Origin of the sequence: Elstera sp. (assembly GCF_044372965.1) — a bacterium.
Taxonomy (GTDB): Bacteria; Pseudomonadota; Alphaproteobacteria; order Elsterales; family Elsteraceae; genus Elstera.
Genome location: NZ_JBILQX010000045.1, coordinates 1 through 22,489, shown reverse-complemented (window position 1 = coordinate 22,489; position 22,489 = coordinate 1). Strand labels below are relative to the sequence as shown.

19 protein-coding genes are annotated in these 22,489 nt (G+C 60.3%); 12 read left to right on the top strand and 7 right to left on the bottom strand.

What is annotated here, in order from left to right; all coding sequences use genetic code 11:
- The 3 genes from ACIQ36_RS08065 to ACIQ36_RS08055 all read left to right on the top strand — a co-directional run.
- A partial coding sequence (locus ACIQ36_RS08065) for an S-adenosylmethionine:tRNA ribosyltransferase-isomerase (RefSeq protein ID WP_395828007.1) occupies positions 1-368 on the top strand: 368 nt, incomplete at its 5' end.
- A gap of 2 nt (positions 369-370) precedes the next feature.
- The gene (tgt, locus tag ACIQ36_RS08060; RefSeq protein ID WP_395828005.1) at positions 371-1,501 is read left to right on the top strand and encodes a tRNA guanosine(34) transglycosylase Tgt; all 1,131 of its coding nucleotides are present in this window, start codon (positions 371-373) and stop codon (positions 1,499-1,501) included.
- A gap of 147 nt (positions 1,502-1,648) precedes the next feature.
- On the top strand, positions 1,649-2,164 hold the full coding sequence (locus tag ACIQ36_RS08055) for a TerB family tellurite resistance protein (RefSeq protein WP_395828002.1): 516 nt from the start codon (positions 1,649-1,651) through the stop codon (positions 2,162-2,164).
- 43 nt (positions 2,165-2,207) lie between these two features.
- Here ACIQ36_RS08055 and ACIQ36_RS08050 read toward each other — a convergent pair whose 3' ends face one another.
- A complete protein-coding gene (locus ACIQ36_RS08050) occupies positions 2,208-3,821 on the bottom strand; it encodes a methyl-accepting chemotaxis protein (protein ID WP_395827999.1) in 1,614 nt (537 codons plus the stop codon).
- 353 nt (positions 3,822-4,174) lie between these two features.
- Between ACIQ36_RS08050 and ACIQ36_RS08045 the strand changes: the two genes are divergently transcribed.
- The 3 genes from ACIQ36_RS08045 to ACIQ36_RS08035 are packed head-to-tail and all read left to right on the top strand — an operon-like array spanning position 4,175 to position 8,360.
- Positions 4,175-5,620: a hypothetical protein gene (locus ACIQ36_RS08045; protein ID WP_395827996.1), complete on the top strand. Its 1,446-nt coding sequence runs from the start codon at positions 4,175-4,177 to the stop codon at positions 5,618-5,620.
- Between the two features lie 10 nt (positions 5,621-5,630).
- Positions 5,631-7,517, top strand: coding sequence for a ribosomal protection-like ABC-F family protein (gene abc-f / locus ACIQ36_RS08040; RefSeq protein WP_395827993.1), 1,887 nt, complete (start codon positions 5,631-5,633; stop codon positions 7,515-7,517).
- Positions 7,518-7,523: 6 nt separating this feature from the next.
- Positions 7,524-8,360, top strand: coding sequence for a 23S rRNA (adenine(2030)-N(6))-methyltransferase RlmJ (locus ACIQ36_RS08035; RefSeq protein WP_395827990.1), 837 nt, complete (start codon positions 7,524-7,526; stop codon positions 8,358-8,360).
- A 6-nt stretch (positions 8,361-8,366) separates the two neighbouring features.
- Here the strand turns inward: ACIQ36_RS08035 and ACIQ36_RS08030 are convergent, their stop codons facing one another.
- The 5 genes from ACIQ36_RS08030 to ACIQ36_RS08010 are packed head-to-tail and all read right to left on the bottom strand — an operon-like array spanning position 8,367 to position 11,991.
- On the bottom strand, positions 8,367-8,681 hold the full coding sequence (locus ACIQ36_RS08030; protein WP_395827987.1) for a hypothetical protein: 315 nt from the start codon (positions 8,679-8,681) through the stop codon (positions 8,367-8,369).
- A 31-nt stretch (positions 8,682-8,712) separates the two neighbouring features.
- Positions 8,713-10,074: an amidase gene (locus tag ACIQ36_RS08025; RefSeq protein ID WP_395827985.1), complete on the bottom strand. Its 1,362-nt coding sequence runs from the start codon at positions 10,072-10,074 to the stop codon at positions 8,713-8,715.
- Between the two features lie 43 nt (positions 10,075-10,117).
- Positions 10,118-11,200, bottom strand: coding sequence for a dihydroorotase (gene pyrC / locus ACIQ36_RS08020; protein ID WP_395827982.1), 1,083 nt, complete (start codon positions 11,198-11,200; stop codon positions 10,118-10,120).
- A gap of 56 nt (positions 11,201-11,256) precedes the next feature.
- A complete protein-coding gene (locus ACIQ36_RS08015; protein ID WP_395827979.1) occupies positions 11,257-11,625 on the bottom strand; it encodes a hypothetical protein in 369 nt (122 codons plus the stop codon).
- 15 nt (positions 11,626-11,640) lie between these two features.
- On the bottom strand, positions 11,641-11,991 hold the full coding sequence (locus tag ACIQ36_RS08010; protein ID WP_395827976.1) for a hypothetical protein: 351 nt from the start codon (positions 11,989-11,991) through the stop codon (positions 11,641-11,643).
- Positions 11,992-12,266: 275 nt separating this feature from the next.
- Here ACIQ36_RS08010 and ACIQ36_RS08005 point away from each other — a divergent pair, with 275 nt between their 5' ends.
- From ACIQ36_RS08005 to ACIQ36_RS07985, 5 genes are all read left to right on the top strand, one after another.
- Positions 12,267-13,490 (top strand): DegT/DnrJ/EryC1/StrS family aminotransferase, encoded by a 1,224-nt coding sequence (locus tag ACIQ36_RS08005; RefSeq protein WP_395827973.1) that lies wholly within the window; start codon positions 12,267-12,269, stop codon positions 13,488-13,490.
- 317 nt (positions 13,491-13,807) lie between these two features.
- Complete coding sequence (gene flgN, locus ACIQ36_RS08000) at positions 13,808-14,296, top strand: flagellar export chaperone FlgN (RefSeq protein ID WP_395827970.1); 489 nt, start codon at positions 13,808-13,810, stop codon at positions 14,294-14,296.
- 71 nt (positions 14,297-14,367) lie between these two features.
- The gene (gene flgK / locus ACIQ36_RS07995) at positions 14,368-16,152 is read left to right on the top strand and encodes a flagellar hook-associated protein FlgK (protein ID WP_395827967.1); all 1,785 of its coding nucleotides are present in this window, start codon (positions 14,368-14,370) and stop codon (positions 16,150-16,152) included.
- A 25-nt stretch (positions 16,153-16,177) separates the two neighbouring features.
- Positions 16,178-17,899: a hypothetical protein gene (locus ACIQ36_RS07990; RefSeq protein ID WP_395827964.1), complete on the top strand. Its 1,722-nt coding sequence runs from the start codon at positions 16,178-16,180 to the stop codon at positions 17,897-17,899.
- A gap of 207 nt (positions 17,900-18,106) precedes the next feature.
- Positions 18,107-19,447: a GNAT family N-acetyltransferase gene (locus ACIQ36_RS07985; protein ID WP_395827961.1), complete on the top strand. Its 1,341-nt coding sequence runs from the start codon at positions 18,107-18,109 to the stop codon at positions 19,445-19,447.
- Here the strand turns inward: ACIQ36_RS07985 and ACIQ36_RS07980 are convergent.
- Positions 19,444-20,616 (bottom strand): glycosyltransferase family 4 protein, encoded by a 1,173-nt coding sequence (locus tag ACIQ36_RS07980; RefSeq protein WP_395827958.1) that lies wholly within the window; start codon positions 20,614-20,616, stop codon positions 19,444-19,446. The two genes, ACIQ36_RS07985 and ACIQ36_RS07980, sit on opposite strands and share 4 nt — an antisense overlap.
- A gap of 168 nt (positions 20,617-20,784) precedes the next feature.
- Between ACIQ36_RS07980 and ACIQ36_RS07975 the strand changes: the two genes are divergently transcribed.
- A partial coding sequence (locus tag ACIQ36_RS07975; protein WP_395827956.1) for an aminotransferase class III-fold pyridoxal phosphate-dependent enzyme occupies positions 20,785-22,489 on the top strand: 1,705 nt, incomplete at its 3' end.

The following is a 22,489-nucleotide window of genomic DNA, read 5'->3' as shown; positions in this document are numbered from 1 at the left end:
ATAAGATGCATTCGGAATGGGCCGAACTCAGCCCGGAAACCGCCGCGCGGCTGAATGCCCATCGGGCGGGCGGCGGGCGGATTATCGCCTGCGGCACAACCTCCTTGCGCACGCTGGAAAGTGCCGTGGCCCCGGATCGTAGCTTTAGCCCGCTAACGGGATCGACCGAGATTTTCCTGTATCCCGGCAAGCCCGTCTATTCGGTGGACCTGCTGCTGACGAATTTCCACCTGCCGCGCTCCACGCTGTTTATGTTGGTGTCGGCCTTTGCGGGGCAAGCGCGGATGCGCGCGGCCTATGACCATGCAATCGCCAACGGCTATCGTTTTTTCTCGTATGGCGACGCCTGCCTTTTGGAGCGAGCATAATCATGACGCGGCTGCGGTTTGAGCTTCTGAACACCTCCGGGCGCGGACGGCGCGGGCGGATTTTTACGGCGCACGGGACGGTTGAGACACCAACCTTCATGCCGGTCGGCACCGCTGCCACCGTAAAAGCGATGACTGTAGACGCGGTGAAAGCAACCGGCGCACAGATCGTGCTGGGCAATACCTATCACCTCATGCTGCGCCCCACCGCCGAGCGGATTGCGCGCCTGGGCGGCCTGCATAAGTTCATGAATTGGGAAGGCCCGATTCTCACCGATAGCGGCGGCTATCAGGTGATGTCCCTCACCGCCCTACGGAAAATGAGCGAGGACGGCGTTACCTTCCGCTCGCATCTGGACGGTAGCGCCCATACGCTCACCCCGGAACGCTCGACCGAAATCCAAAACCTGCTCGACGCCACGATCACGATGGCGTTCGACGAATGCACGCCCTACCCCGCGACGCACGCGGTAGCGCAAAAATCGATGGAACTCTCGATGCGCTGGGCCGAACGCTCGCGCAAGGCCTTCGTCGCGCGCCCCGGCTATGGGCAGTTCGGGATTGTGCAGGGCTCCGTCTATCCAGATTTACGCGCGCGCTCGATGGATGCGCTCATCCCGATGGATTTCGAAGGTTATGCCGTCGGCGGGCTCGCGGTCGGCGAAGGCCAGCCGATCATGTTCGCCGTGCTCGATCAAACCACGCCGCGCCTGCCGGTGGAGAAGCCGCGCTACCTGATGGGCGTCGGCAAGCCCGCCGATCTGGTCGGTGCGGTGCAGCGCGGGATCGATATGTTCGACTGCGTTCTGCCCACCCGCTCGGGCCGCACCGGCCAAGCCTTCACCCGGCGCGGCACGGTGAATATCCGCAACGCCCGCCACCAGGATGATCCGCGCCCGCTCGACCCCCAGTGTACCTGCCCCGCCTGTTCCAACTATTCGCGTGCCTACCTGCATCACCTCGCCCGCTCCGGCGAAATCTTGGGCGCGATGCTGCTCACCTGGCATAATATTCATTATTATCAGGAACTTATGGCGGAAATGCGGAGAGCTATTGAGGAAGACCGCCTCGACGCTTTCGCGGCGGAGTTCCACCGGGAGCAAGCGGCGGGGGATTTGGAGCCTTGGAAATAGGATAATTTTTATCGCCCCCGCTTGAACGCCAGATTGCTGCGGACCACCTGAGCTTAGTCTCAGGTCCGGGCCCCTCTGGCGGTTTCCAAAAGCCGCGATGTCGGACCCTTAGACGACACCTGTTTTGTGCCATCGAAAGGGACCAAAATGAGCCTATTTTCCATGTTCAAAGGCGATAAGGGCGAGCAAATGACCGCCCATAAGGCGTTCGCCATTGCCCTGATGTACACTATGGCCGCCGATGGCGAGATGGACCCCGAGGAAGTGGGCCATTTGCTCGCCGTGATCGGGGGCGAGCGCGGCAGCGGCGGCAGCATTGGCGTTGGGGCCAATAACCAGGCGCTGCTGAACTCAGCAATGAAATATGCACGCACCCATAGTCACGAGCAGTTCCTAGCCGAAGCCACGCCGGTTCTCACCACGGCCCAGCGCCTGTGCATTCTGATGAACCTCGTCGATAGCGCGCTCTCGGACGGCGAAGCCGAACCTGAGGAACGGGCGTTCTTCGATAAGGTCCAAAGCGCCTTTGGGATCAGCGACGAAGATTTCCGCCCCTATTTCCAGGTCATCATGATGAAGAACGACCGGGGCGTGTTTGTCGATCAGAACCACCCGATGAACCAGCCGGGCTTTTCGGTCGCCCTGCCGGGTCAGGCGGCGTAGCGCTTGTGAGCGGCGGCCCCAGCGAAAGGCCGCCGCTCAATCACTAGGCCGTCCGCACGGTTGTTAGGAACTGCTGAACAATCCCATTTAGGGCCGAGGTTTCCGTCCCCAAACCATTGGAGGTATTGGCGACCTGTCCGGCGATGCTGCCCGCTTGAGCCGAAGCCCCAGAAATGCGGGCGATATCGCCCGCCACTTGCCGCGCGCCTTGCGAGGCATATTCGACCGCGCGGGCGATTTCATCGGTCGCGGCGCGCTGTTCTTCGGCTGCCGAGGCAATCGCGGCGATGGTCTGATTTATACTGCCGATGACCTCACCGATGCCCTGCATCGCGACCGCCGCTTCCAAACTGACCGATTGTACTGCGTTGATTTGGGTCGAAATCTCCTCCGTGGCGCGGGCGGTTTGACTGGCGAGGCTCTTCACCTCGTTCGCAACCACGGCAAACCCCCGCCCCGCTTCCCCCGCCCGCGCGGCCTCAATCGTCGCATTGAGCGCCAGCAGATTGGTTTGCTCGGCGATATCCTGAATGAGCTTCACCACGTCGCCGATCCGCTGCGCCGCTTGGCTTAGGCTGGTTACGGTTCCGTTAGTTTTCTGAACATTCTCCACGGCTCGGCTGGCTTCATCGGTGCATTTCACCAGATCTTGACTGATGCTGGCGATGGAAGCAGAGAGCTGCGCCGCCGCCGTTGCCGCCGTATCGACGTTCTGTGAGGCCTGCCCCGCCGCATTTTGGGCCGAAGCCGTATCGGCATGGGTATTTTTGGCAATGCGATCCAACTCTGCCGAACCGTTTCTAAGATTGCTCGTCGCTTCGGTCACTGCGCTCGCCACCTGCCCAATACCGCCCTCGAAATTGGCAATCGCGGCCTCGAGCAACAATTGCCGGGTTTGCAAGCGGGCCGCGTCGGCCTCCCGCTCGCGGGTGGCGCGCGCTACCCGTTCCGCCGTTTGCCGATAGGCTTCGACCGCGCGGGCAATGGCCCCCATCTCGTCTTGAGCGCTAAAGCCCAAAGGCTCGACATGTTTGCCTTCGGTAATCTTGTCGAGCGCAACCGCACATTGCGTTAGAGGCCGCGTGATCGAGGCCGATATTAGCCGCGCCGCAAACAAAAGCCCAATAATGGCGGTCAAGATGACGACCGCAATGGCCCAATAGGCCAACTCGATCAGGCGATCCGCTTCAGCCCGCGTTTCGGCCTTACCGTCCTTAATGACATCTTCGACCTTATCCTGCTGCTCGGCCAGAGTATCGAAGGTCGCTATGAACTCAGGCAATTGTGCCGCCGCCTCAGCCCGGTTTCGGGCGGCAAGCGCGACCAGAGCTTCCGAGTGCCGAATATAGTCTTCCAAGGGTTTGGTGAGGGCCCGCAAAGTCTCTATAAGCGTCCCACTGGCCCGCCGCTGATTATCGACCAGGGTTTTCCGGAAAGCCGCCGCATCACTCTTCAAATCCTCGGCGATTTTCGGTAGCGAGCCCGTCCTGTCCCCTCCTGCGGCCAGGAGCGCTTCGAAAACATGCCCCCGAAGCGTATCGTGAATCATATCGCCATACTGGAAATCGCTTAAAATCTCGCCTTGGACTTGCACTGACCTCAGCAGAGTTGCAACTTCTCGAAAGAAATAGGCTGAGAGGCCCGCAGCCGTCATCATAAGACCGCCTGCAATGACAACCAAAAACAGTATCTTACGCCTCAGGCTATGGATTTTTCGCATCTTCCCCTCCCCTTCTTGTCGCATTGAACCCTGTGACAACCATTTCCCCGGATAATTTCAGAAATATTTTCAAAAAAAATTATCAGATGCCTCTAATAACCCCTAATGCGCGCATTTTTTAAAAGCTCTTCTCGTTTTATTTATATGGAAATATATTAAGGCATACTTAATCTCGCTCCTAAAAGTTCCGAGCCGCTAAATTAGCCCAGCCCTTAGCGGGAGCCAGCTTTGCAGCGCACACAGCGGCGCGGCGGTTGCCAGAGTAGGGAAAAGCGGACCAGAATGATGCAATGCACACGCCCGCCGAAACCCTCTCCCTTGCCGCCCGCCGCCTGAGCATTTCCCTGCTCAGCGGGCTGGCGCTCTTCACCATTCTCGCGGCGGTTTCGGGGCGGGCTGAGTTCGGCATGGTGGCGGCTTTCTGCCTCGTTTTGTACCTCGGCATGATCCTGCCCAGTCTGCACAAGCGCGAAGCGCCGCTGATGACGGTGGCGGGGCTGTCGGTGCTGGCCGTGGTTATTCTCCACCCCGCGCCCGGCCCGATTTTGTTGAGTGCCGCCGCTAAGGGCGCGAGTTTTGCCTCGCTGATCCTGGCCTTGGGATTTCTGCAGGCCCCCGCCAGCCACTCGCATCTGGTCCACCGCTGCGGCGAGTTTCTGATCAATCAAGGCCCCAGCCGCCGCTACGCCGCCCTCACCGTCGGCGGGCATTTGTTTGGGATTGTGCTGAACCTTGGCGCGCTGTCCCTGCTCGGCGGGATGATGAAGCGCTCGAACACGTTGGAGCAGGCGGGCGGCGATCCGACGATTGTGGCCTTGCGGACCGAGCGCATGAGCATGGCGATGCTGCGCGGCTTCAGCACCTCAACCCTCTGGTCGCCGACAACGCTGACCGTCACCGTCTCGCTCACCCTCGTGCCCGACGGCCTGTGGCTCACCATTCTGCCGATTGGCCTTGCGATGGCTGGGTTGTTGCTGTTCGCGGGCTATGTGCAGGACCGGATTCAGCACCCGCCGCGCGCCCGTGCCGTCGCGCTGAGCTATCACACCGATCTGACGTTGAAGGAAACCCTTCTGCCGCTCAGTATCTTGGTTGCCGCCGTGTTAGGGCTGATTATTGCCGTGCGCCAAGTCAGCGGTTGGCCGCTGGGGACGGTGGTGATCCTGGTCGTGCCGCTGTTTTCGGTGGGGTGGATGTTCTGGCAGAATATCCGCCGGAACCTGCGCCTTGCTGTCGGCATTACTGTTCGGCAAGTCAGCCGCCACGCGGCAGAGCGTCTGCCGAAAAGCCGCTATGAGGTTATCTCGCTCTCCTGTGGCGGGATCGTTGGCGGTTGCGTCGCTGCCCTCATTCCGCCGGGAGCCTTGGGCGATTTGCTGAACTATCTCGGCTTGCCGCCCGTGGCCCTACTTCTGGCGATTTTCTGGGTCGTGGTCATCGGCGCACAGATCAGCATTAACCCGATCATCACGGTGCCGCTGCTGGGCGCGGCGATGATGCAGATGCACCCGATGCCCGTCTCGACTCTGGCGCTGCTGCTGACGCTGGTGACGAGCTGGACGATGTTCACCCTGCTGTCGCCCTTCTCCGCCTCCGCCCTCATTCTCGGCAATCTCGCCGAGGTATCGCCGCGCACGATTGTGCATAAGTGGAATGGGCCTTTCGCGCTTTTTGCGGCCTTTTTATTCCATGGGCTGATTATCACGGTCGAGTTGCTCACCGCCCCTGTGCTATGACACTGCCGCTATGCTTGATATTACCAATCTCACCTACCGTATCGCCGGGCGTGTTCTGCTGGACAATGCCTCCGTTCGTATCTCCGAAGGCCACCGCATTGGCCTGATCGGCCGCAACGGCACGGGCAAATCGACCCTGTTTAAGCTGATTACCGGCGAGATCGAGCCGGATGCGGGCAGCGTTTCGCTGCCGCGCGGCCTGCGCCTTGGCGTCGTCGCGCAAGAAGTGCGCGGCGACGAAGGCACCCCGTTGGAATACGTTCTCGCCGCCGATACCGAACGCGCCGCCCTGCTGGCCGAAGCCGATGTAACGACCGACGGCCACCGCCAGGCCGATATTCAAACCCGGCTGCTGGATATCGACGCCTATGCCGCGCCAGCGCGCGCCGCGATTATTCTGAACGGTTTGGGGTTCGACGCCGAAGCGCAAAACCGCCCGCTCTCGGCCTTTTCCGGCGGCTGGCGCATGCGCGCGGCCCTCGCGGCGGCGCTGTTTTCCGAGCCCGACCTGTTGCTGCTGGACGAACCGACGAACCATCTCGATCTTGAAGCGGCGTTGTGGTTGGAGGGCTTCCTGAAGTCCTGGCCGAAAACGCTGATTCTCATCAGCCATGACCGCGACTTCCTCAATGTCGTTGTGACCGGCATCGTGCATTTGGAGCGCCTGGGCCTCTACGCCTATTCCGGGACCTACGATAGTTTCGAGAAGCAGCGCAACGAGCGCCTTGCCCAAACGGAAGCGGCGATTGCCAAACAGGCCGCCGTGCGCGCCCATCTGCAATCCTTCATCGACCGTTTCAAGGCGAAGGCGAGCAAGGCCAAGCAGGCGCAAAGCCGCGTGAAAGCCTTGTCGCGCATGGAGCCGCTCGAAGCCATTAACCGCGACCCAGAAGTGCGTTTCAACTTCCCCGACCCGGACGAACTCGCGCCGCCAATGATTCTGCTCGATGGCGCGTCGGTCGGGTATGACGCTAAGCCGATTCTGAAAAACATCGGCCTGCGGTTAGACCCCGATGACCGCGTTGCCCTGCTGGGCGCGAACGGCAATGGTAAAACCACGCTGGCGAAGCTCATCGCCGGGCGGCTTGAGGTGATGGACGGCGAGCGCGTCGCCCCTAACCGCCTGCGGGTCGGTTATTTCGCCCAGCATCAGGTCGATGAACTCGACCTCACCGAAACGCCGATTCAGGCGATGACGCGGGTGATGCCGAGTACGGTGAAGCCGGAGAAAGTCCGTGCGGCGCTGGGGGCCTTCGGCTTCGGCGGCGAGAAGGCACAAACCAAAATCGGAGCCCTCTCCGGGGGCGAAAAGGCCCGGCTCACGCTGGCGCTGATTACCTATGACGCGCCGCATCTGCTAATCCTCGACGAACCAACCAACCATCTCGACATCGAGGCCCGTACCGCCCTTGTGGAAGCCCTAACGCTCTATAGCGGCGCGGTTATTCTCGTGTCCCATGATCGGCGCATGGTGGAAATGGTGGCGGATCGGCTGTGGCTGGTCGCCCATGGAACCGCGACACCGTTTGAGGGCGATATGGACGAGTATCAAAAGCTCATCCTGTCGGGCTCGCTCACCGCCCCCGGCGGCAAGGGCGGCGCGGGGTATGATCCGAACCTCTCCAAGGCCGAACAGCGCAAAGCCAATGTCGAGCGCCGGGCAGCCGTGGCTCCGTTGAAGAAAGCCGTGACCGCTGCCGAACAAGCGATGGCGAAAATCGCCCTGGAAAAGGCCAAGATCGACGCGAAACTGACCGACGGCGGCCTTTATGACGGCCCCAAGGAAAAGCTCAACGCGCTGCTGAAGCAACAGGGCGAGTTGGGTAATGCCCTTGCGGCGGCGGAAGCGGCGTGGCTGGAAGCGGTGGAAGCGCTCGACGCGGCGCAGGCGGCATAAACCCAAATGAACTACCGCCACGCCTATCACGCCGGTAATTTCGCCGATGTGTTCAAACACGCCGCCCTTGCCCTGCTGCTTCAGCATCTGCGCAGGAAGGACAAGGGCTTCTGCGTGATCGACAGTCATGCGGGCATCGGGCGCTACGATCTCGCCGGGCCAGAAGCGAGTAAAACCCTGGAGTGGCAGGACGGGGTCGCGGCGGTGATGAAAGCGCCGGAAACGTCGATCCTCGCACCGTGGCGGGAGGTGATTGCCGATCTCAACCCAAACGGCGGCTGCCGCTATTATCCCGGCTCGCCCCTGGTCGCGCGGCATTTCCTGCGCCCGCAAGACCGGCTGGTCGTGGCCGAACTCCACCCGCAGGACCGGCGGGTTCTGGCCAATCTGTTCGAGGGCGACAAGCAGGTGCTCGTCCGCCCCGCCGATGGTTATGCGACCCTCATTAAGCAAATCCCCCCCTTCGAGCGGCGCGGCGTCGCCCTGATCGATCCGCCGTTCGAGCGGGTGGACGAGTGGGAAGTGCTCATCGAGGTGATCGCCGAAGCCCACGCCAAATGGGCGACAGGAACCTATGTGGTTTGGTATCCGGTGAAAGACCTCACCGAAGTCGCGCGCTTTCACGATGTGCTGGCGAGTCTTGCCATTCCCAAAACCCTGGTTGCCGAATTCCACATCCGCCCGCCTGCGCCAGACACGTTTTTTGGATCGGGTCTTGCCGTGGTCAACCCGCCCTGGCAGTGGGATGAGGAGCTACAAACCTTAGGCGAAGCCCTTGCCGTGGCGCTGAACCGGCCCGAGGCGCGGACGATTGTTGAATGGTTGGTGCCGGAAGCGGCATAAAATGGTTCAGCCGTGCGGCAAATAGCGGATTGCCGCAAAAAGTAATCCCACAGCAATAACCAGCATTGATCCAAGCCGAAGGGTGATTCGGTTCTCGCTCGCCGTAATCCGCTCCTCAACGCGATTGAAGCGCTCTTGGATGGCCCTAATCCGGGTGTCTAAATGGTCTTTTGTAACAAGATCAGCCCCGCCGACCGCCTCGGCTAAAGCCGAGGATGTCGCGCGCGCCTGCTCGGGGGTAAATCCCCCGGCAGAGAGCCTATCGGCCAGCTTGAGCGTATCGAAAGGAACGGCATTCATTGGCTTAGGATGCCGTTCCATCGCGTAGCCGTCAAGAACATTTACGCAACATTCACGCGCTGCGCAACAACGGCTCCAAGGCCCGACCGATGGCCAGAATGCGCCGATCCTGCATCGGCGCACCGACGAGGCTTACCCCTACAGGCGGCTCACCGGGGCGATGGCAGGGCAGCGTCAGCGCGCATCCATCGGCCAAATTGACGATAGCGGGGTTGCGCAGGGCCAGCAGGTTGAGGCGGGTATAATCCTCGTCACTCTCAACCTCGGTGAAGAGCGGCGCGATAATCGGCACGGTCGGCATAATCATCGCGTCATAGGGCGCGAGGGCCGCCACCATGGCGTCCACAAAGGCCGCCCGAAGCGCCAGTGCTTCGATGTAATCAACCGCCGTCACCGTCGCCGCCTTCTCGATGCGGGAGCGCACGCGCGGATCATAGTCGTCGCCGCGCCGGGCGAGCAAATCGCGATGCCAGGCATAGGCTTCCGGGGCGGAAAAGCCACCGCGCGCGCCAATCGCCTGAAGATCGTTCAGAACCGGCAAGCTGGTTTCAACAATTCGCGCCCCGGCGGCGGCCAACAGCGACAGCGTACGCTCGTAGACCGCCGCAACCGTCGCGTCCATCCCGTCCAGAACCATTGTACTGGGGGCCAGCAACCGCAGCCCGTGAACATTGAAGGCCGCCGGCACGGGGGCATTCGGGTCGCCCGCCAGAATAGCATCGGCCTGGGCGCAGAGATCGACGGTTTTGGCGAGCGGGCCAATCGAATCAAGCGTGGTCGACAGCGGCAAGGTTCCCGTCAAGGGCACGCGCCGGGCGGTAGGCTTAAAGCCGACCAAACCGCAGAATGCCGCCGGAATCCGCACGGAGCCGCCCGTATCGGAGCCAATCGCCACATGGGCCATACCGTCGCTGACCGACACTGCCGCGCCCGAGCTGGAGCCGCCCGGAATCCGCCCACTCGCCCCCGCCCCCAACTCGCGCCCGAAGGGGTTGCGCGGCGTGCCGTAATGGGGGTTAAGCCCCAGGCCGCTGAAGGCGAATTCGGTCATATTGGTGCGGCCAACGATCACCGCCCCCGCCGCCCGCAGCTGCGCCACCACCGGCGAATCCTGAAAAGCCGGCGGGGCATCGTCGCGCGCGACCGAGCCCGCGCGCGTCACCTGCCCCGCCTCATCAAGCAAATCCTTAATCGAAACCGTCAGGCCCGACAGCGGCGACGGGATAATACCCGCCGCGCGCAGCCGGTCTGAATTCTCCGCCGCCGCGCGCGCCGTTTCAGCATGAACCGCCACAAAGGCTTTCGCCCCTTCCCCCTCCGCATCCTCGATACGGGCCAGCGCAGCTTCCAGATAGCTGACGGCGGTTTCCGAGCGATCGTGCAAGGCGCGTTGCGGGGGATAACGGTGGGGCATTGAGGTTCCTTTAACTCGTATTTTTTACAGGTATGAAGATTGATTATGCCGGAATTACGGCTTCCGCCTCAATTTTCCACGGCAGCGCCTCACCCGCCCAAAAAGGCACGATATGCTGATCGCGCGCGACAATTTCGGCGGCAACCCGTTCCGCCGACTCAGGGGAACTCCGCCGAAGCGTGATGCGGTCATTGTTCACCGGCAAACCATAGAAGGCCGGGCCGTGCAGGCTGGCGAAGCCTTCGAACCGATCCAACGCGCTTTCGTCCTCAAACACCTGAAGATAGGCCGCAAGGGCTGACGGCGCAGTGAACAGCCCGGCGCATCCACACGCACTCTCCTTATCGCGGGCCAGATGCGGCGCGGAATCGGTGCCGAGAAAGAAGCGCGGATCGCCCGAGGTTGCGGCATCGCGTAACGAAAGTCGGTGAATTTCGCGCTTGGCGACCGGCAGGCAGTAGAAATGCGGGCGTATGCCGCCCTGGAACATCGCATTCCGATTGATGTGGAGGTGATGGGCGGTAATCGTTGCCGCCACATTCTGCGGGCGAGATTTAACGAAAGCCACCGCATCAGCGGTCGTCACATGCTCGAAGACGATCTTCAATTCCGGCAGCCGGTCGCACAACAACGCTAAAACCGTGTCGATAAACAGGGATTCCCGGTCGAAAATATCGACGCTGGGGTCGGTCACTTCGCCATGCACCAATAGGGGCATGCCGATTTCCGCCATCTTCTCCAGCACGGGCAGAATGCCGCGCACGGAGGTAACGCCAAAGTCCGAATTGGTTGTAGCTTTCGCCGGATAGAGTTTTGCGGCGACCCAGGTTTTTTCGGCAAACCCCGCCGCGATTTCCGCAGGCGTGATCGTGTCGGTCAGATAGGCCGTCATCAGCGGCTCGAAAGAAACGCCTTTGGGAACGGCGGCCTTAATCCGGTCGCGGTAGGCCACAACCTGCGCCCGCGCCGTCAAGGGCGGCACCAGGTTCGGCATGACAATAGCCCTGGCAAAGGACCGTGCGGTATAGGGCACCACCGCCGACAGCATATCGCCGTCGCGCAAATGCACATGCCAATCGTCAGGACGGCGGATGGTGAGTGAAGTCGGGGACGTAACCTGGGTCATCGCATCCAATCCTGTAGCGGTTAAGCCCTTACAGGAAAGGAGGCCTGCCCCTTCTGTCAAGAATGGGGCGCGATTTTGGCCCGAGAGCGCGAGATCAAAAATGCCCCGAGAAGAATGAAACCGCCCCCCGCGACCTTGCCCAGGCTCAGCGCCTCGCCGAAGGCCCAATGGCCGCCCAAGGTGGCGCTGAACAGCGACAGGCCAATGCCAATCGGATAGGCGGTGGAAAGCTCGTTGCGCGCCAGCGCCACCGTCCACACGCCCAACCCGGCGAAATAGACAATGGCGGCCAGCAGCAGCGGCACGGCTTGATCGAACACGGCACTAACACTCATCGCATCCGGAAGCGCGCGCTTCAGAAGGATCATCCCCAGTGTGGTCAGCACCGCACAGGCGATGGACAGCAGCAGATCGAGCGCACGCATTCGTCAGGGCCTCCCTTACGCCCAGGCCAGCAGGCCAACGCCCGCGAGCAGCGCCAGCATCCCGGCGATTTTCCAACCGTCGAGCGTTTCGCGGAACAGAAGCCGCGCCAAAACCGCCGCCATGAGTAGATTGACGCCGATGGCCATCGGCGCGGCGACGCTCATATCGATCCGCGACAACAAAAACCCGAGCAGCGCGAAATTGCTACTCACCAGCGCGCCCGCCACAAACCCCGACGGCAGGCAGGCCGCCCATCGCCGCGCCAGCACATGCCCCATCGCAATCTTCGCCGCCGCCGCCGCCCCGGTTCCAATCGCCGCATAGAGCAGATAAATCGGCAGATAGGTGAGTAGGCTGGACGCCATTAGCGAGTGTGCTCCGCGACAGGCCGGGACATGCCGAAAAATAATTTAACTGCAGCGGCATAGCCCAGCTTCTGTGCCCCGTCCAGGCATCGCGGCACCACATTACCGAAGTTTAAGATGCACTGGCGGCCGGAAAGCGGAATCATCCTTTTGACGAAGATAGGGCAAAGCCGGTTTTCGTCGAGCGTGCCGCTTCAGATCCCGCAAGGGCGAGAAGAGGGGCGATGCGGGGGCCCCGACCAGCGGGGTGGTCTGTTGACCGTTAGGTGAATGAAGTGTCCGCTGCCAATATCCTCAGCTTGCAGAATGCGCTGACTCTCGCCCGTACTCCCGTTATGGCCGAAGCGCCCCTCGTTAATTCCGCAACCGTCACAACGCTCCCCTCGCTCGACAGCGAGCCGCTTTATTTCGCCCGCCCCAGTGCGCAATATCGCGCCATGCACGGCGAAATCGATGCGGCGATCCAGTCGGTGCTCGATGGGCATACCTATATTCTCGGCGAAGCCGTAAAGCAGTTCGAAGCCGAATTTGCCGCCTATACCGGCGCGAAATTCGCCATTGGGGTTGCGAACGGCACCGATGCCCTGCATCTCGCCCTGCGCGCGCTTGGTATCGGTGAGGGTGACGAAGTTATCACCACCGCCCATACGGCGATTGCGACCGTGGCGGCTATTGAAATGAGCGGGGCGACGCCGGTTTTCGCCGATATCACTGCGGACCGCTATACGCTGGACCCGGTGGATGTGGCCCGCAAGATCACGCCGCGCACCAAAGCCATTCTGCCGGTGCATCTCTACGGCCATCCCGCCGATCTTGGGCCGCTGTTGGAACTCGCCGCGCGCCATAACCTCGAAATCATCGAAGATTGCGCCCAAGCCCATGCCGCCGAATGGCAGGGCCGTCAGGTCGGCACGGTCGGAAAAATCGGCTGCTTCAGCCTCTATCCGACCAAGAACCTCGGGGCCATCGGCGATGCCGGAATCGTCATCACCAGCGACGAAGCCGTCGCCGACCGCCTGCGGTTGCTGCGCCAATATGGTTGGAAAGACAAGCAACTCAGCCTTATCTCGGGTTTCAACTCGCGTCTTGATGAGCTGCAAGCCGCCATTCTGCGCGTCAAGCTGCGCCATCTCGACGAAACAACCGCGCGCCGCCGGGCGATTGCCAAAGCCTATTCGGAAGCCTTCGCCGATCTGCCGCTGACCCTGCCGCGCGATATCGACGGGTGCTTGAACGTCTATCACCTCTACGTGCTGCGCACGCCGAAGCGCGAGGAACTGAAGGCGCATCTCGTAAAGCAGAACATCCACGCGGGTATTCACTACCCGGTGCCCTGCCACCGTCATCCCGCCCTGGCCGAGCGTTGCGCCGATCTGCGCTTGCCGGTGACGGAGCAACTGGCCGAGCAAATCCTCTCCCTGCCCATGTATCCGGAACTCACGGATGGGCAGGTAGAGCGGGTGATTCGTGCGGTCCGCAGCTTCTACACCGGGGCTTAAACCTCCCCGCAGAACGCGGCGCGGCAATTTCTGCCGCCAGTTTAAAGACCGACCCTTTCCTGAGGGTCGGTCTTTTTCATAAGAACAAGTCATTTCAATAGATTATAGAATAACTCTCGCCTTTGGCACGATATTCGCTTCCACAGTTGCGAACAGCCGCCGCTAGAGGCGAAACATGCCGGGTACGGATTGGGTAAGCCTGTGTCATAATTGGTTTTCTGGCGCTCGCCAGAAGGCTATGATGACCTCGCAAACCAGAAACCTCCCGGATTTGACCGGATGGGTGCGGTAAGATGACGACGATCAAGGGAGCGGACATGACCGATTTCGCCGACGACGATCAGGACCGTTCGGCCCTGACAGCTTTGTCGTTCGACCTGCGGGAAGTCACCGAGTTGGTTGACCGCTTGACGGCGATTCTGGACGAAGAGACCGCCTTGATCGATGAAGGCCGCATTGCCGAAATCGAACCGCTTCAGGTTGAAAAGAACAGGCTTTCTGCGGCTATCCGCCAGGGTACCGGTAGTCTGGAGCCGATCATCGATCTGCTCTACGAAACCAAAGACCCCGATATTGCCGCCGACCGCGACGATATGATCGATGCGGTTTTGATGCTGAAAGACGCTTCCGAGCAGAATGAACGGGTGTTGCGCGCGGCTTTGCGGGCAACGTCCCGCCTCGTCAGCGCGCTGGTTCATACGGCGCGGAACGTGGCGAACGAAGATGCGCGCGCCTATAGCGCCGGTGGGAATGTGGTGAAAAATATGCCGGGTGGGCCGAGCGGATCGTTCGACCAAACCCTGTAAGCGTACCGGCGAAAATTGCCGGGTGGGCCTTTTAGATTTTAGACGTGACGGTATGGGAAAGGTAGAACACCATGAGCCTCTCGCTCTCCCTCAATAATGCTCTCAGTGGGCTGCGCGCCGCGCAGAACTCGCTTGCGGTCATTTCCAGCAACGTCTCGAACGCGAAGACGGCGGGCTATACCAAAAAGGTCCAGCCGCAAACCAACGTTGCCTATCCGGGGCAAGGCGGCGCGGGGGTGGTTTCCCAAACCGTCTACCGCCAAACCGACGAGTTGATGCGCCGCGAGATCCGCAAGGAAACCTCGACCGAAGGCCGCACGGCGACGGAAAACACGTTTCTCAAGCAAATTCAAACCATGTTCGGGAAAACCGAAAATGGCGGACGCCTCGGCAGTTCGATCACCAGCTTCAACAACGCCCTGAACGCGCTTTCGACCACGCCAGAATCGGCCTCGGCGCAGCTTTCCGCCGTTGCCGAGGCGAAAGCCCTGGCGACGACGATGAACGATATGGCCCAGCAGGTCCGCGATTTGCGGATCGATGGCGCGCGTAAAGTGGGCGAAGCCGTTACCGAAGTGAATACCAACCTGCAACAAGTGCAGGAGTTGAACCGTCAGATTACGCGGGCCTATGCCTTGGGCCAACCGACCGGCGATCTTGAAGACGTGCGCGATATGGCGCTGTCGAAGATTGCTGAGAATATGGATATCCAGACCTTCCGCCGCGATACGGGCGAAATGGTGGTCTTCACCAAGGCCGGGCGCATTCTCGTCGATGGCAATGCGGTGCAGCTTTCCTACTCGACGCCGAATACGCTGAATACGGCGGACAATATCCCGTCGATCTCGATCAACGGTCAAACCCAGATCGATATTAAATCGGAATTCCGCGACGGTAAAATTGCCGGGCTGATTACCTCGGTCGATAGCACCCTCAAGGGTGTCGCCAATCAACTCAACCAACTGGCCGAAACGCTCTACGGTAATTCCGCCCGCACGACCGGGGTGGTGGATCAGGCCCAAATCGGCCCGCCCTCCTACCCCTTCGGTCGCCTGGCGACAACGCCGAACAATAATAGCGGCACGGTTACCAACCCGACCTACCTAGACATCACCCGCACTGGCGCGACGTTGCAGTTGGGCGTCAATTTCAATATCGGCGATACGCTGACCTTCAACAACGGCGCAACGGCACGCATTGAAGCGGTGGATGTGAACACGGCAAGCGGCAATCTGCGCTTCAAAGTTACGGCGTTGAGCGGCGGCTTTACCGTTGCCTCGCCTGCGAACCAGAATATCACCTTGATCAACGGTGTCGCGCTCGGTGGGGCCGCCGCCAATGTGACCGGCATTGACGATGGCTTCCGCCTGTTCGCCAATGTCGATATCACCCATTACACCAGCACCACCGGAGCCTATGAGTTCCGCGATGCTGCGGCGAGCATTAGCCTGCACGCGGGGCTTGATCCCAGCAAGGGCGGCAACGCCGGTCTCTTGGCGCTATCGAACGACCCGTTCACGAAGAACCTCGCCAAAACCTTGTCGGATACGTTCACGGCCGTTCAATCGATTGGTCAGAGCATCGGCGGGGTTTCCTCGGGAAGCTACTCCTACGCGAGCTACGCAAAATCGATGGTGTCGCAAAACGCCATCGTCGCCAGCAAGACCAAAGCGGATTCCGATTTCCAATCGGAGTTTGTGCGCTCGCTGCAAAGCCAAGCCGCCGAACTCGAGGGCGTGAATGTGGACGAAGAAATGGCTAATCTGGTGACTTACCAGAACGCCTATTCGGCCTCCGCCCGGGTTGTGACCACCATCAATCAAATGTTCGATACCCTGCTGGGTATCGGTGCTTAAGACACGCTGACGAGGAGAGACGCACATGCCCAGCCGGATCGGAAGTGAAGCGCTATTTCGCTCGCAGCTCAGCTACCTGCAGCGCATTCAGAACAGGCAAGCGCTTGTGGATGAGCAAATCAGCACGGGCTTTAAGTCCCAAACCTTTTCGGGCGTCGCCTCCGATGCCGGAACGATCATCTCGTCCAGCGCGATGATGGCGAAGATCGACCAGTACAACCGCAACATCACCATTGCGACCAATCGCATGAAGCTGATGGATACGTCGCTGAGCGCGATCGATAAATCGATCAGCACGCTGAACGGCTACCTCGCGCAACTGTCGGATTCGAAGACGCCGCCAGACGTGCCGACGCTGGCCAAAGACCTGCTCAATCAGGTAACAGATTTCCTGAACCTGAACGATGGCGAGCGCTATTTGTTTGCGGGCTCGAATGTGAGCACCGCGCCGGTGAAAACCCTGTCGTCAGGCGGCGGGGTTGCGCCAACGGTTCCGGCGGTTCCATCGACTGCAACACAAAACACTTATGCTGGTTTGGCGCTCCCAACGACGGGTGCATCACCTGCAGCAAGTTATGATCCGGCGACAGGAACATTTTTCCGCCCGAATCCAAATGACCCCACTCAACTGCAACAGTATAAGACCAAACTCCCGCCGTTGACGACCATTGAGGTCGTGCGAGCGGGGGCAGATGCCCAGCTTGAAGCCGGTCGCGTGGTAGAACAGGCGAATGGATGGCGCGGACGCATTGTGGCTCACACCGCCGCAACGGGTATTGGCGGGGGTAACGATCAAACGGTTCGCTTATACGTTGAACCTCTCAATGAGATTCCGTTCGTCCCTAATGCCCCAGTGACCATGAAAGAGCTTACAACCTCTGGCGGGCAATACGTCGAGACAACACCGGCAAATGGGGCTGCAGGGCAAACTTACCCGGCTATTGGTGGTCTGCGGAATGCAAACATCGATACCCAATCGGTTCAAATTAACAGCGCTCTGCCGACGACGTTGAGGCCGGGTGTTATTGTTCAAGTTGGACCATCCGCAACAGATCGGTTTATTATTAGCGAAATTGAACCATCCACAACGGTAGGTGTGAACCCAGTTCTAAAGTTACGTCCTCTCGTCGCGGGCGCAGTTCTTAATAATACTGGCGTTTCCCGTGCAATTAGCTTGGTCACGGGGCCATTGGGTACAGATGTATCTCTGCCTCAGACAAATACAGGTGTTAGTGGTGCCCTTGAGTTGATAGGCCCTGTCGCTGACTATCGCACCGACCAGCCACCGGCAGCCAATAGTACGGGCTATTATACCAATACACAGGGCGCCAGAGAGGCGCTGAATCCCCAAAAAGTGCAAGTTACCGACAACGCAACGGTTGACTACGGGATCACAGCCGACAAGCCTGCCTTCGCCCGCCTCATCTACACCCTGAACTATCTGCAGCAGCAAACATCCCCCTTAAATAAGGAAGATGTATCTGCCGCCAGCAAAATCCTCGTCGAAGCCCGCACGCAAATTACCAGTTTGCGTGCGAGTTCGGGGATCAATCAGAAAACCCTCGCGGGGATCACCGAGCAGAACAAGCTGCAAAAATCGATCGCAAACAGTAATTTCGACGATCTGGCCAAGCAGGATAAGACCGAAGCGATTGCGACGTTGACGAGCCTTCAGACCATTCTGGAAGCCTCGTACAATTCCTTCGCCCGCATTCAGGACCTGAACCTGCAAAGCTTCCTGCGGTAAAGCTGACTGAGTTGGGTGAGGTCATGGACCTCACCCAATTGCTGTTTTAATTAAATTTTACAAACATGCAGATATCGATATTTTGCCCTGCCACACTTATCAGGTCGCGTTTTTTTTTAAATATGCTATCTCAGTTGAATGTTACGCCCTTTTCTGCGAGCGGCATCCTAAGTGTTACGTCGCGCCAAATCCGTTGACATCCCCTTTATGGTTAAAGGCTATGAAATCGGCCTTCGAGACGGTAATTTTTCCGAATCGAAGATGCAGATCAACGCCTTTTTTGCGAATACGACGACCCATAAAAACGTTCATTCCTACATTTATGAAAATAATGGCAGCATCTGCGCTTACGCTATTCTGCGGAAAAAAGACCCGAGTCGTCACGAAATCATGATGATGTTTGTCGATCCGGCCCAACAGGGCAATGGTATCGGCAAAAAATTTCTGGCGAGCCTCCTCGCGGGTCCGATGAAGGACTCGCCCATTCTGTGCTCCACCACGCAGCCCGCCTCCACCCGGATGATGGGCTTGCTGAAGGGTGCGGGCTTCCAGCGAAAAGTCGAAGCCGCCGATGGGGTTTATTGGGAAAGGCCGAATGGCCCTGGGGCTATTGCCGCGCCCGCCCCGAAAGCCGCTCCGGCCCCCGCGCAGCCGCTGTCTGGAATGGCGCCCCCCCCGCGCCTAGCCCTACCCATGACCGAGCTCCTTCTACCGGAGCCGGAGCGCCCTGAGGCGGCAGCGGCTATGGAACCAGCGGCCCCGGCACGCGCGCGCTTGCCCACCGCCTATCGGCCAGCGCCGCCGCCGCAGGAGCCCCCTCCGGTCGTGATTGACGGCGTCGCCGAGGAAGTTGCGGCACCAACGGACGCCGCACCTAAGGAACCTTCCGGCGGGGAAGCGCCCGCGAGCCCCCGCCCTCCGGTCGTTGAGTCCGCCCCCGTCGCGTCCCCCGAGACGGTGCCGTCAACCGAAACGCTTCCCGCCGTAACGCTTCCCGCTGTCGTCGCACCCGAAGCAAGCCCGGAGGCACCGGCGGGGGCTGCTGCTGCCGAAGCGCCCGCCCAAGAAACGCTTACTCAGGAAACGCCCGCGCAGGAAACCCCCGCCGCGCTCCCCAAACCGCCCATCGATTTTTCTGGCAAAGCAAAGCCTCTCGGCTATGAATCGCGTCAACAGCGCGCGAGGCAACTCGCTAAAGAGTTATTTGAAACCCTGAAGGCGAATGAGGCCGAACCGGAAACTACTCCGGTTGCCGTTGAAACGGCCCTTACCGTTAGCCCGTCTGAGGTAAACCCCGCGCCACTCTCTTCTGAGGAGGATATTCCGTTGCTGGCAACCCTAAATGTCGTCCGCGAAAAAATGGGCTCGCTGCCGGGGGTTAAACTCCCGCCGCTCGATCGCTATCGATTGATGGAACTCAATAAAAAAGATCTCGAAAATATGAATGTGGTCGAACTCGCCGCCCTTTCAGCCCAATTGGTAAAATTGGCAAAAGACCAGTTGGCGGAAATCGACCGGCTTAAAATCGCAACGCAAAAACGGCGCTAATCTAGAACATCGTCGAGGGCCGTCAGAACCGCGTCGGTTTGGGTCCGCCAGCTTCGGCTTTGCGCCAGGTGCGTTCCTTGCCGTGAAATTTTTTGCGTCAAAGCTTGATCGGTGTAAAGTTTTTCAAGCGCGTGCACGAGTTCCTCAACCGAGCTTTCCCCCCACCCGTCGAGCCCTTGCATTCCCGGCGCTTCTTTTACGCGGCGTTGCTGGGTTAGGGGCAGGCAGGTTTCGGCATCGTCCGACATTAGATCGAGATGCCCGGTATTGGCCGATAAAATGACGGGAACATTCACCGCCATACATTCGAGCGCCACCAGATTGGTCGCCCCTTCGGCCCGATTGGGGAAGACCGCCACATGGGCTTCGCGCATCACTTGGGCCATCATGTGGTGGGGGATCATACCGAGATCAACGAAGGCATCATCGGGCACGCCCTCCCGCACAAGCCATTCGCTGAGGGCCAAGCGCCCGTTCTGATCGACTCCCGGCGCGGTTTTAACATTGCCGGCCAAATGAATATCGGCGGCAAGCTGCGGCCAGAAATTCTGCCAATTGATCGCAAGCAAGGCTTCGGGATGGCGGCGCTGGAAGATTTTGAAGGCGGCGATGACGATATCTTGCCCCTTGCGGAATTCGAGCTTACCGCCGGAGAAAATAATGAACCGCCCTGGGCAGAGCCCTTGGCGCGGGGCTGGAAAGAAAACGCTGTCGTCGATACCCTCGTGGACCATGCGAACATCGCTCACCCCTGCCGCGCGCAACAGGTCGGCATTCCAACGCGACGGTGTGAGAAAACAATCATAGGCGGCAATTTCGCGGCGATCTTCAGCGGTGAGATTCGTGTCCTCAAACACCATTCGCCCGATATTCTTCGCGCCACGATGCCGGTGGCGACTGCCGGTCCCCCCGAAATGGTTGCCCAATGGATGCATCACCGGGAAAGGCCAGTCGGCCCCTTTGCCGTTCACGCCCGCGCTGCGTTCGCGCCGTGCAAGCTCTAAGGGCAGCAGGGTCCAGAGATGCAGCCCGTGAATGGCCAAATCCTCGGGCGGCTCCAGCAGCACGGGGCGGGTTTTCCCCAACCGCAGCATTTGCAGCGCCATATTGAAGCCCACTTGCCCCCAGCCGGTTTGGGTGGAGAGCGGCCAGGCTAATCCGAGGTCCATGAATATTTCCTTCACCTGCGTGCGCTATGCTGCGGAAGCCTTTTTCGGCATTCGTGCGAATGCAGCAGGGCCGCCCCGCGCTATGGAACGCTGGACGCGGGGCGCGGATCAAGTAAGAATTGCGTGCCCGCTAAAGGGCTTGGCCGTTTTTCTTGAGGATGCTTCTTCATGGCCGTTACCCCTGTGACGACTCTCGCGCTCATTCAAGCCCGTCAACAATCCACGCGCCTGCCCGGCAAAGTGCTGGAAACCTTGGGCGACCGCCCGGTTTTGGCCTGGGTGGTGCGCGCGGCCCAGGCCATTCCTGGTGTCGATCGGGTGGCTATTGCCACCTCCACCGAAGCGCCGGACGATGCGATTGTCGCCTGGGCCGAAAAATCCGGCATTCCTGTTTATCGTGGCTCCGAGAAGGACGTTCTGCGCCGCTTCGCCGATGCTGCCAGCCAGGACGGGGCGGATATCGTCATGCGCCTTACCGCCGACTGTCCGTTGCTGGACCCAGCCGTCGCGGGAATGGTTCTGCGCCTGCTGAAAACCACAGGGGCCGATTACGCCTCCAATGTCGATCCCGCCACTTGGCCGGATGGGCTTGACTGCGAAGCTTTCACCCGCGAAGCGCTATTGATCGCCGACCGCGAGGCCGCGCGCCCGTCCGAACGCGAGCATGTTACCCCCTTCATTCGCGCCAACCGAGCCCGCTTTAAAGTCGAAGCCCTGGTCAACCCGATCCCCGGCGAAACCACTGAACGCTGGACGCTGGACACCCCGGAAGACCTCGCCTTCCTGCGCGGCGTCGTTGCGGAGCTCGGAACGGAAACGATCCCGACCTATGGGGCTGTGTTGGAGCTTCTGCGCCAAAAGCCGAGCTTACGCGAAGTCGGGAAGCGCCAGCAGCGCAACGAAGGTTATGTCGAATCGATCAGCCTCGATCCCGTCATCTCCTACGGCTACACGCGCTCGGACGCCCTGCTGAAAAGCGCGTTGGATGTGATCCCGGTCGGCAATCAGACCTTCAGCAAATCCTACCTTCAGCTTCCGAACGGGGCGGCCCCGCTGTTCCTAACCCACGGCCAAGGTGGGCGGGTGTGGGATGTGGACGGCAACGAGTATGTGGATATGGTCAGCGGCCTGCTGCCCATCGTGCTCGGCTACCGCGACACGGACGTGGATTACGCCATTCGCACCCAACTGACGCGCGGTATCAGCTTTAGCCTCGCCACGTCGCTGGAACAGGAGCTGGCGCGGGTGCTACGGGATATCATCCCCTCCGCCGAAATGGTCCGCTTCGGCAAGAATGGCACCGACGCGACCTCGGCGGCGATCCGCATGGCGCGGGCCTTCACCGGGCGCGAACGGATCATCGCCTGCGGCTATCACGGCTGGCAGGATTGGTACATTGGCGCGACGGCCCGCAAGCGCGGCGTTCCTGCGTCGGTGCAAGAGCTGACGGCAATGGTGCCCTATAACGATCTCGATGCTTTCGAAAAGGCGTTTCTCGCCCATCCGGGCGAGGTCGCCTGCGTCATCATGGAAACCATGAATGTGGTGGAGCCGAAGCCGGGCTTCCTTCAGGGCGTGAAAGACCTCGCCCATAAGCACGGCGCTTTGCTGGTGTTCGATGAAATCATCACCGGTTTCCGGTTTGCCCTGGGCGGCGCACAAAGCCTCTTTGGGGTGACGCCGGATATGGCGTGCTTCGGTAAGGCGATGGCGAACGGTATGCCGCTGTCCGCCGTCGTTGGGCGGCGCGACGTGCTGATGGAGATGGAGAAGATCTTCATCTCCGGAACCTTCGGCGGCGAGGCCCTCTCTTTAGCCGCCTCGCTTGCGACCATTGAAAAGCTGAAGCGAGAGGCGGTTATCCCCAAGCTTT

Coding starts and splice junctions, on each gene's coding strand:
- tgt (WP_395828005.1), top strand. CDS start 371: ATGACGCGGCTGCGGTTTGAGCTTCTGAACACCTCCGGGCGCGGACGG.
- ACIQ36_RS08055 (WP_395828002.1), top strand. CDS start 1,649: ATGAGCCTATTTTCCATGTTCAAAGGCGATAAGGGCGAGCAAATGACC.
- ACIQ36_RS08050 (WP_395827999.1), bottom strand. CDS start 3,821: ATGATGACGGCTGCGGGCCTCTCAGCCTATTTCTTTCGAGAAGTTGCA.
- ACIQ36_RS08045 (WP_395827996.1), top strand. CDS start 4,175: ATGCACACGCCCGCCGAAACCCTCTCCCTTGCCGCCCGCCGCCTGAGC.
- abc-f (WP_395827993.1), top strand. CDS start 5,631: ATGCTTGATATTACCAATCTCACCTACCGTATCGCCGGGCGTGTTCTG.
- ACIQ36_RS08035 (WP_395827990.1), top strand. CDS start 7,524: ATGAACTACCGCCACGCCTATCACGCCGGTAATTTCGCCGATGTGTTC.
- ACIQ36_RS08030 (WP_395827987.1), bottom strand. CDS start 8,681: ATGGAACGGCATCCTAAGCCAATGAATGCCGTTCCTTTCGATACGCTC.
- ACIQ36_RS08025 (WP_395827985.1), bottom strand. CDS start 10,074: ATGCCCCACCGTTATCCCCCGCAACGCGCCTTGCACGATCGCTCGGAA.
- pyrC (WP_395827982.1), bottom strand. CDS start 11,200: ATGACCCAGGTTACGTCCCCGACTTCACTCACCATCCGCCGTCCTGAC.
- ACIQ36_RS08015 (WP_395827979.1), bottom strand. CDS start 11,625: ATGCGTGCGCTCGATCTGCTGCTGTCCATCGCCTGTGCGGTGCTGACC.
- ACIQ36_RS08010 (WP_395827976.1), bottom strand. CDS start 11,991: ATGGCGTCCAGCCTACTCACCTATCTGCCGATTTATCTGCTCTATGCG.
- flgN (WP_395827970.1), top strand. CDS start 13,808: ATGACCGATTTCGCCGACGACGATCAGGACCGTTCGGCCCTGACAGCT.
- flgK (WP_395827967.1), top strand. CDS start 14,368: ATGAGCCTCTCGCTCTCCCTCAATAATGCTCTCAGTGGGCTGCGCGCC.
- ACIQ36_RS07990 (WP_395827964.1), top strand. CDS start 16,178: ATGCCCAGCCGGATCGGAAGTGAAGCGCTATTTCGCTCGCAGCTCAGC.
- ACIQ36_RS07985 (WP_395827961.1), top strand. CDS start 18,107: ATGGTTAAAGGCTATGAAATCGGCCTTCGAGACGGTAATTTTTCCGAA.
- ACIQ36_RS07980 (WP_395827958.1), bottom strand. CDS start 20,616: ATGGACCTCGGATTAGCCTGGCCGCTCTCCACCCAAACCGGCTGGGGG.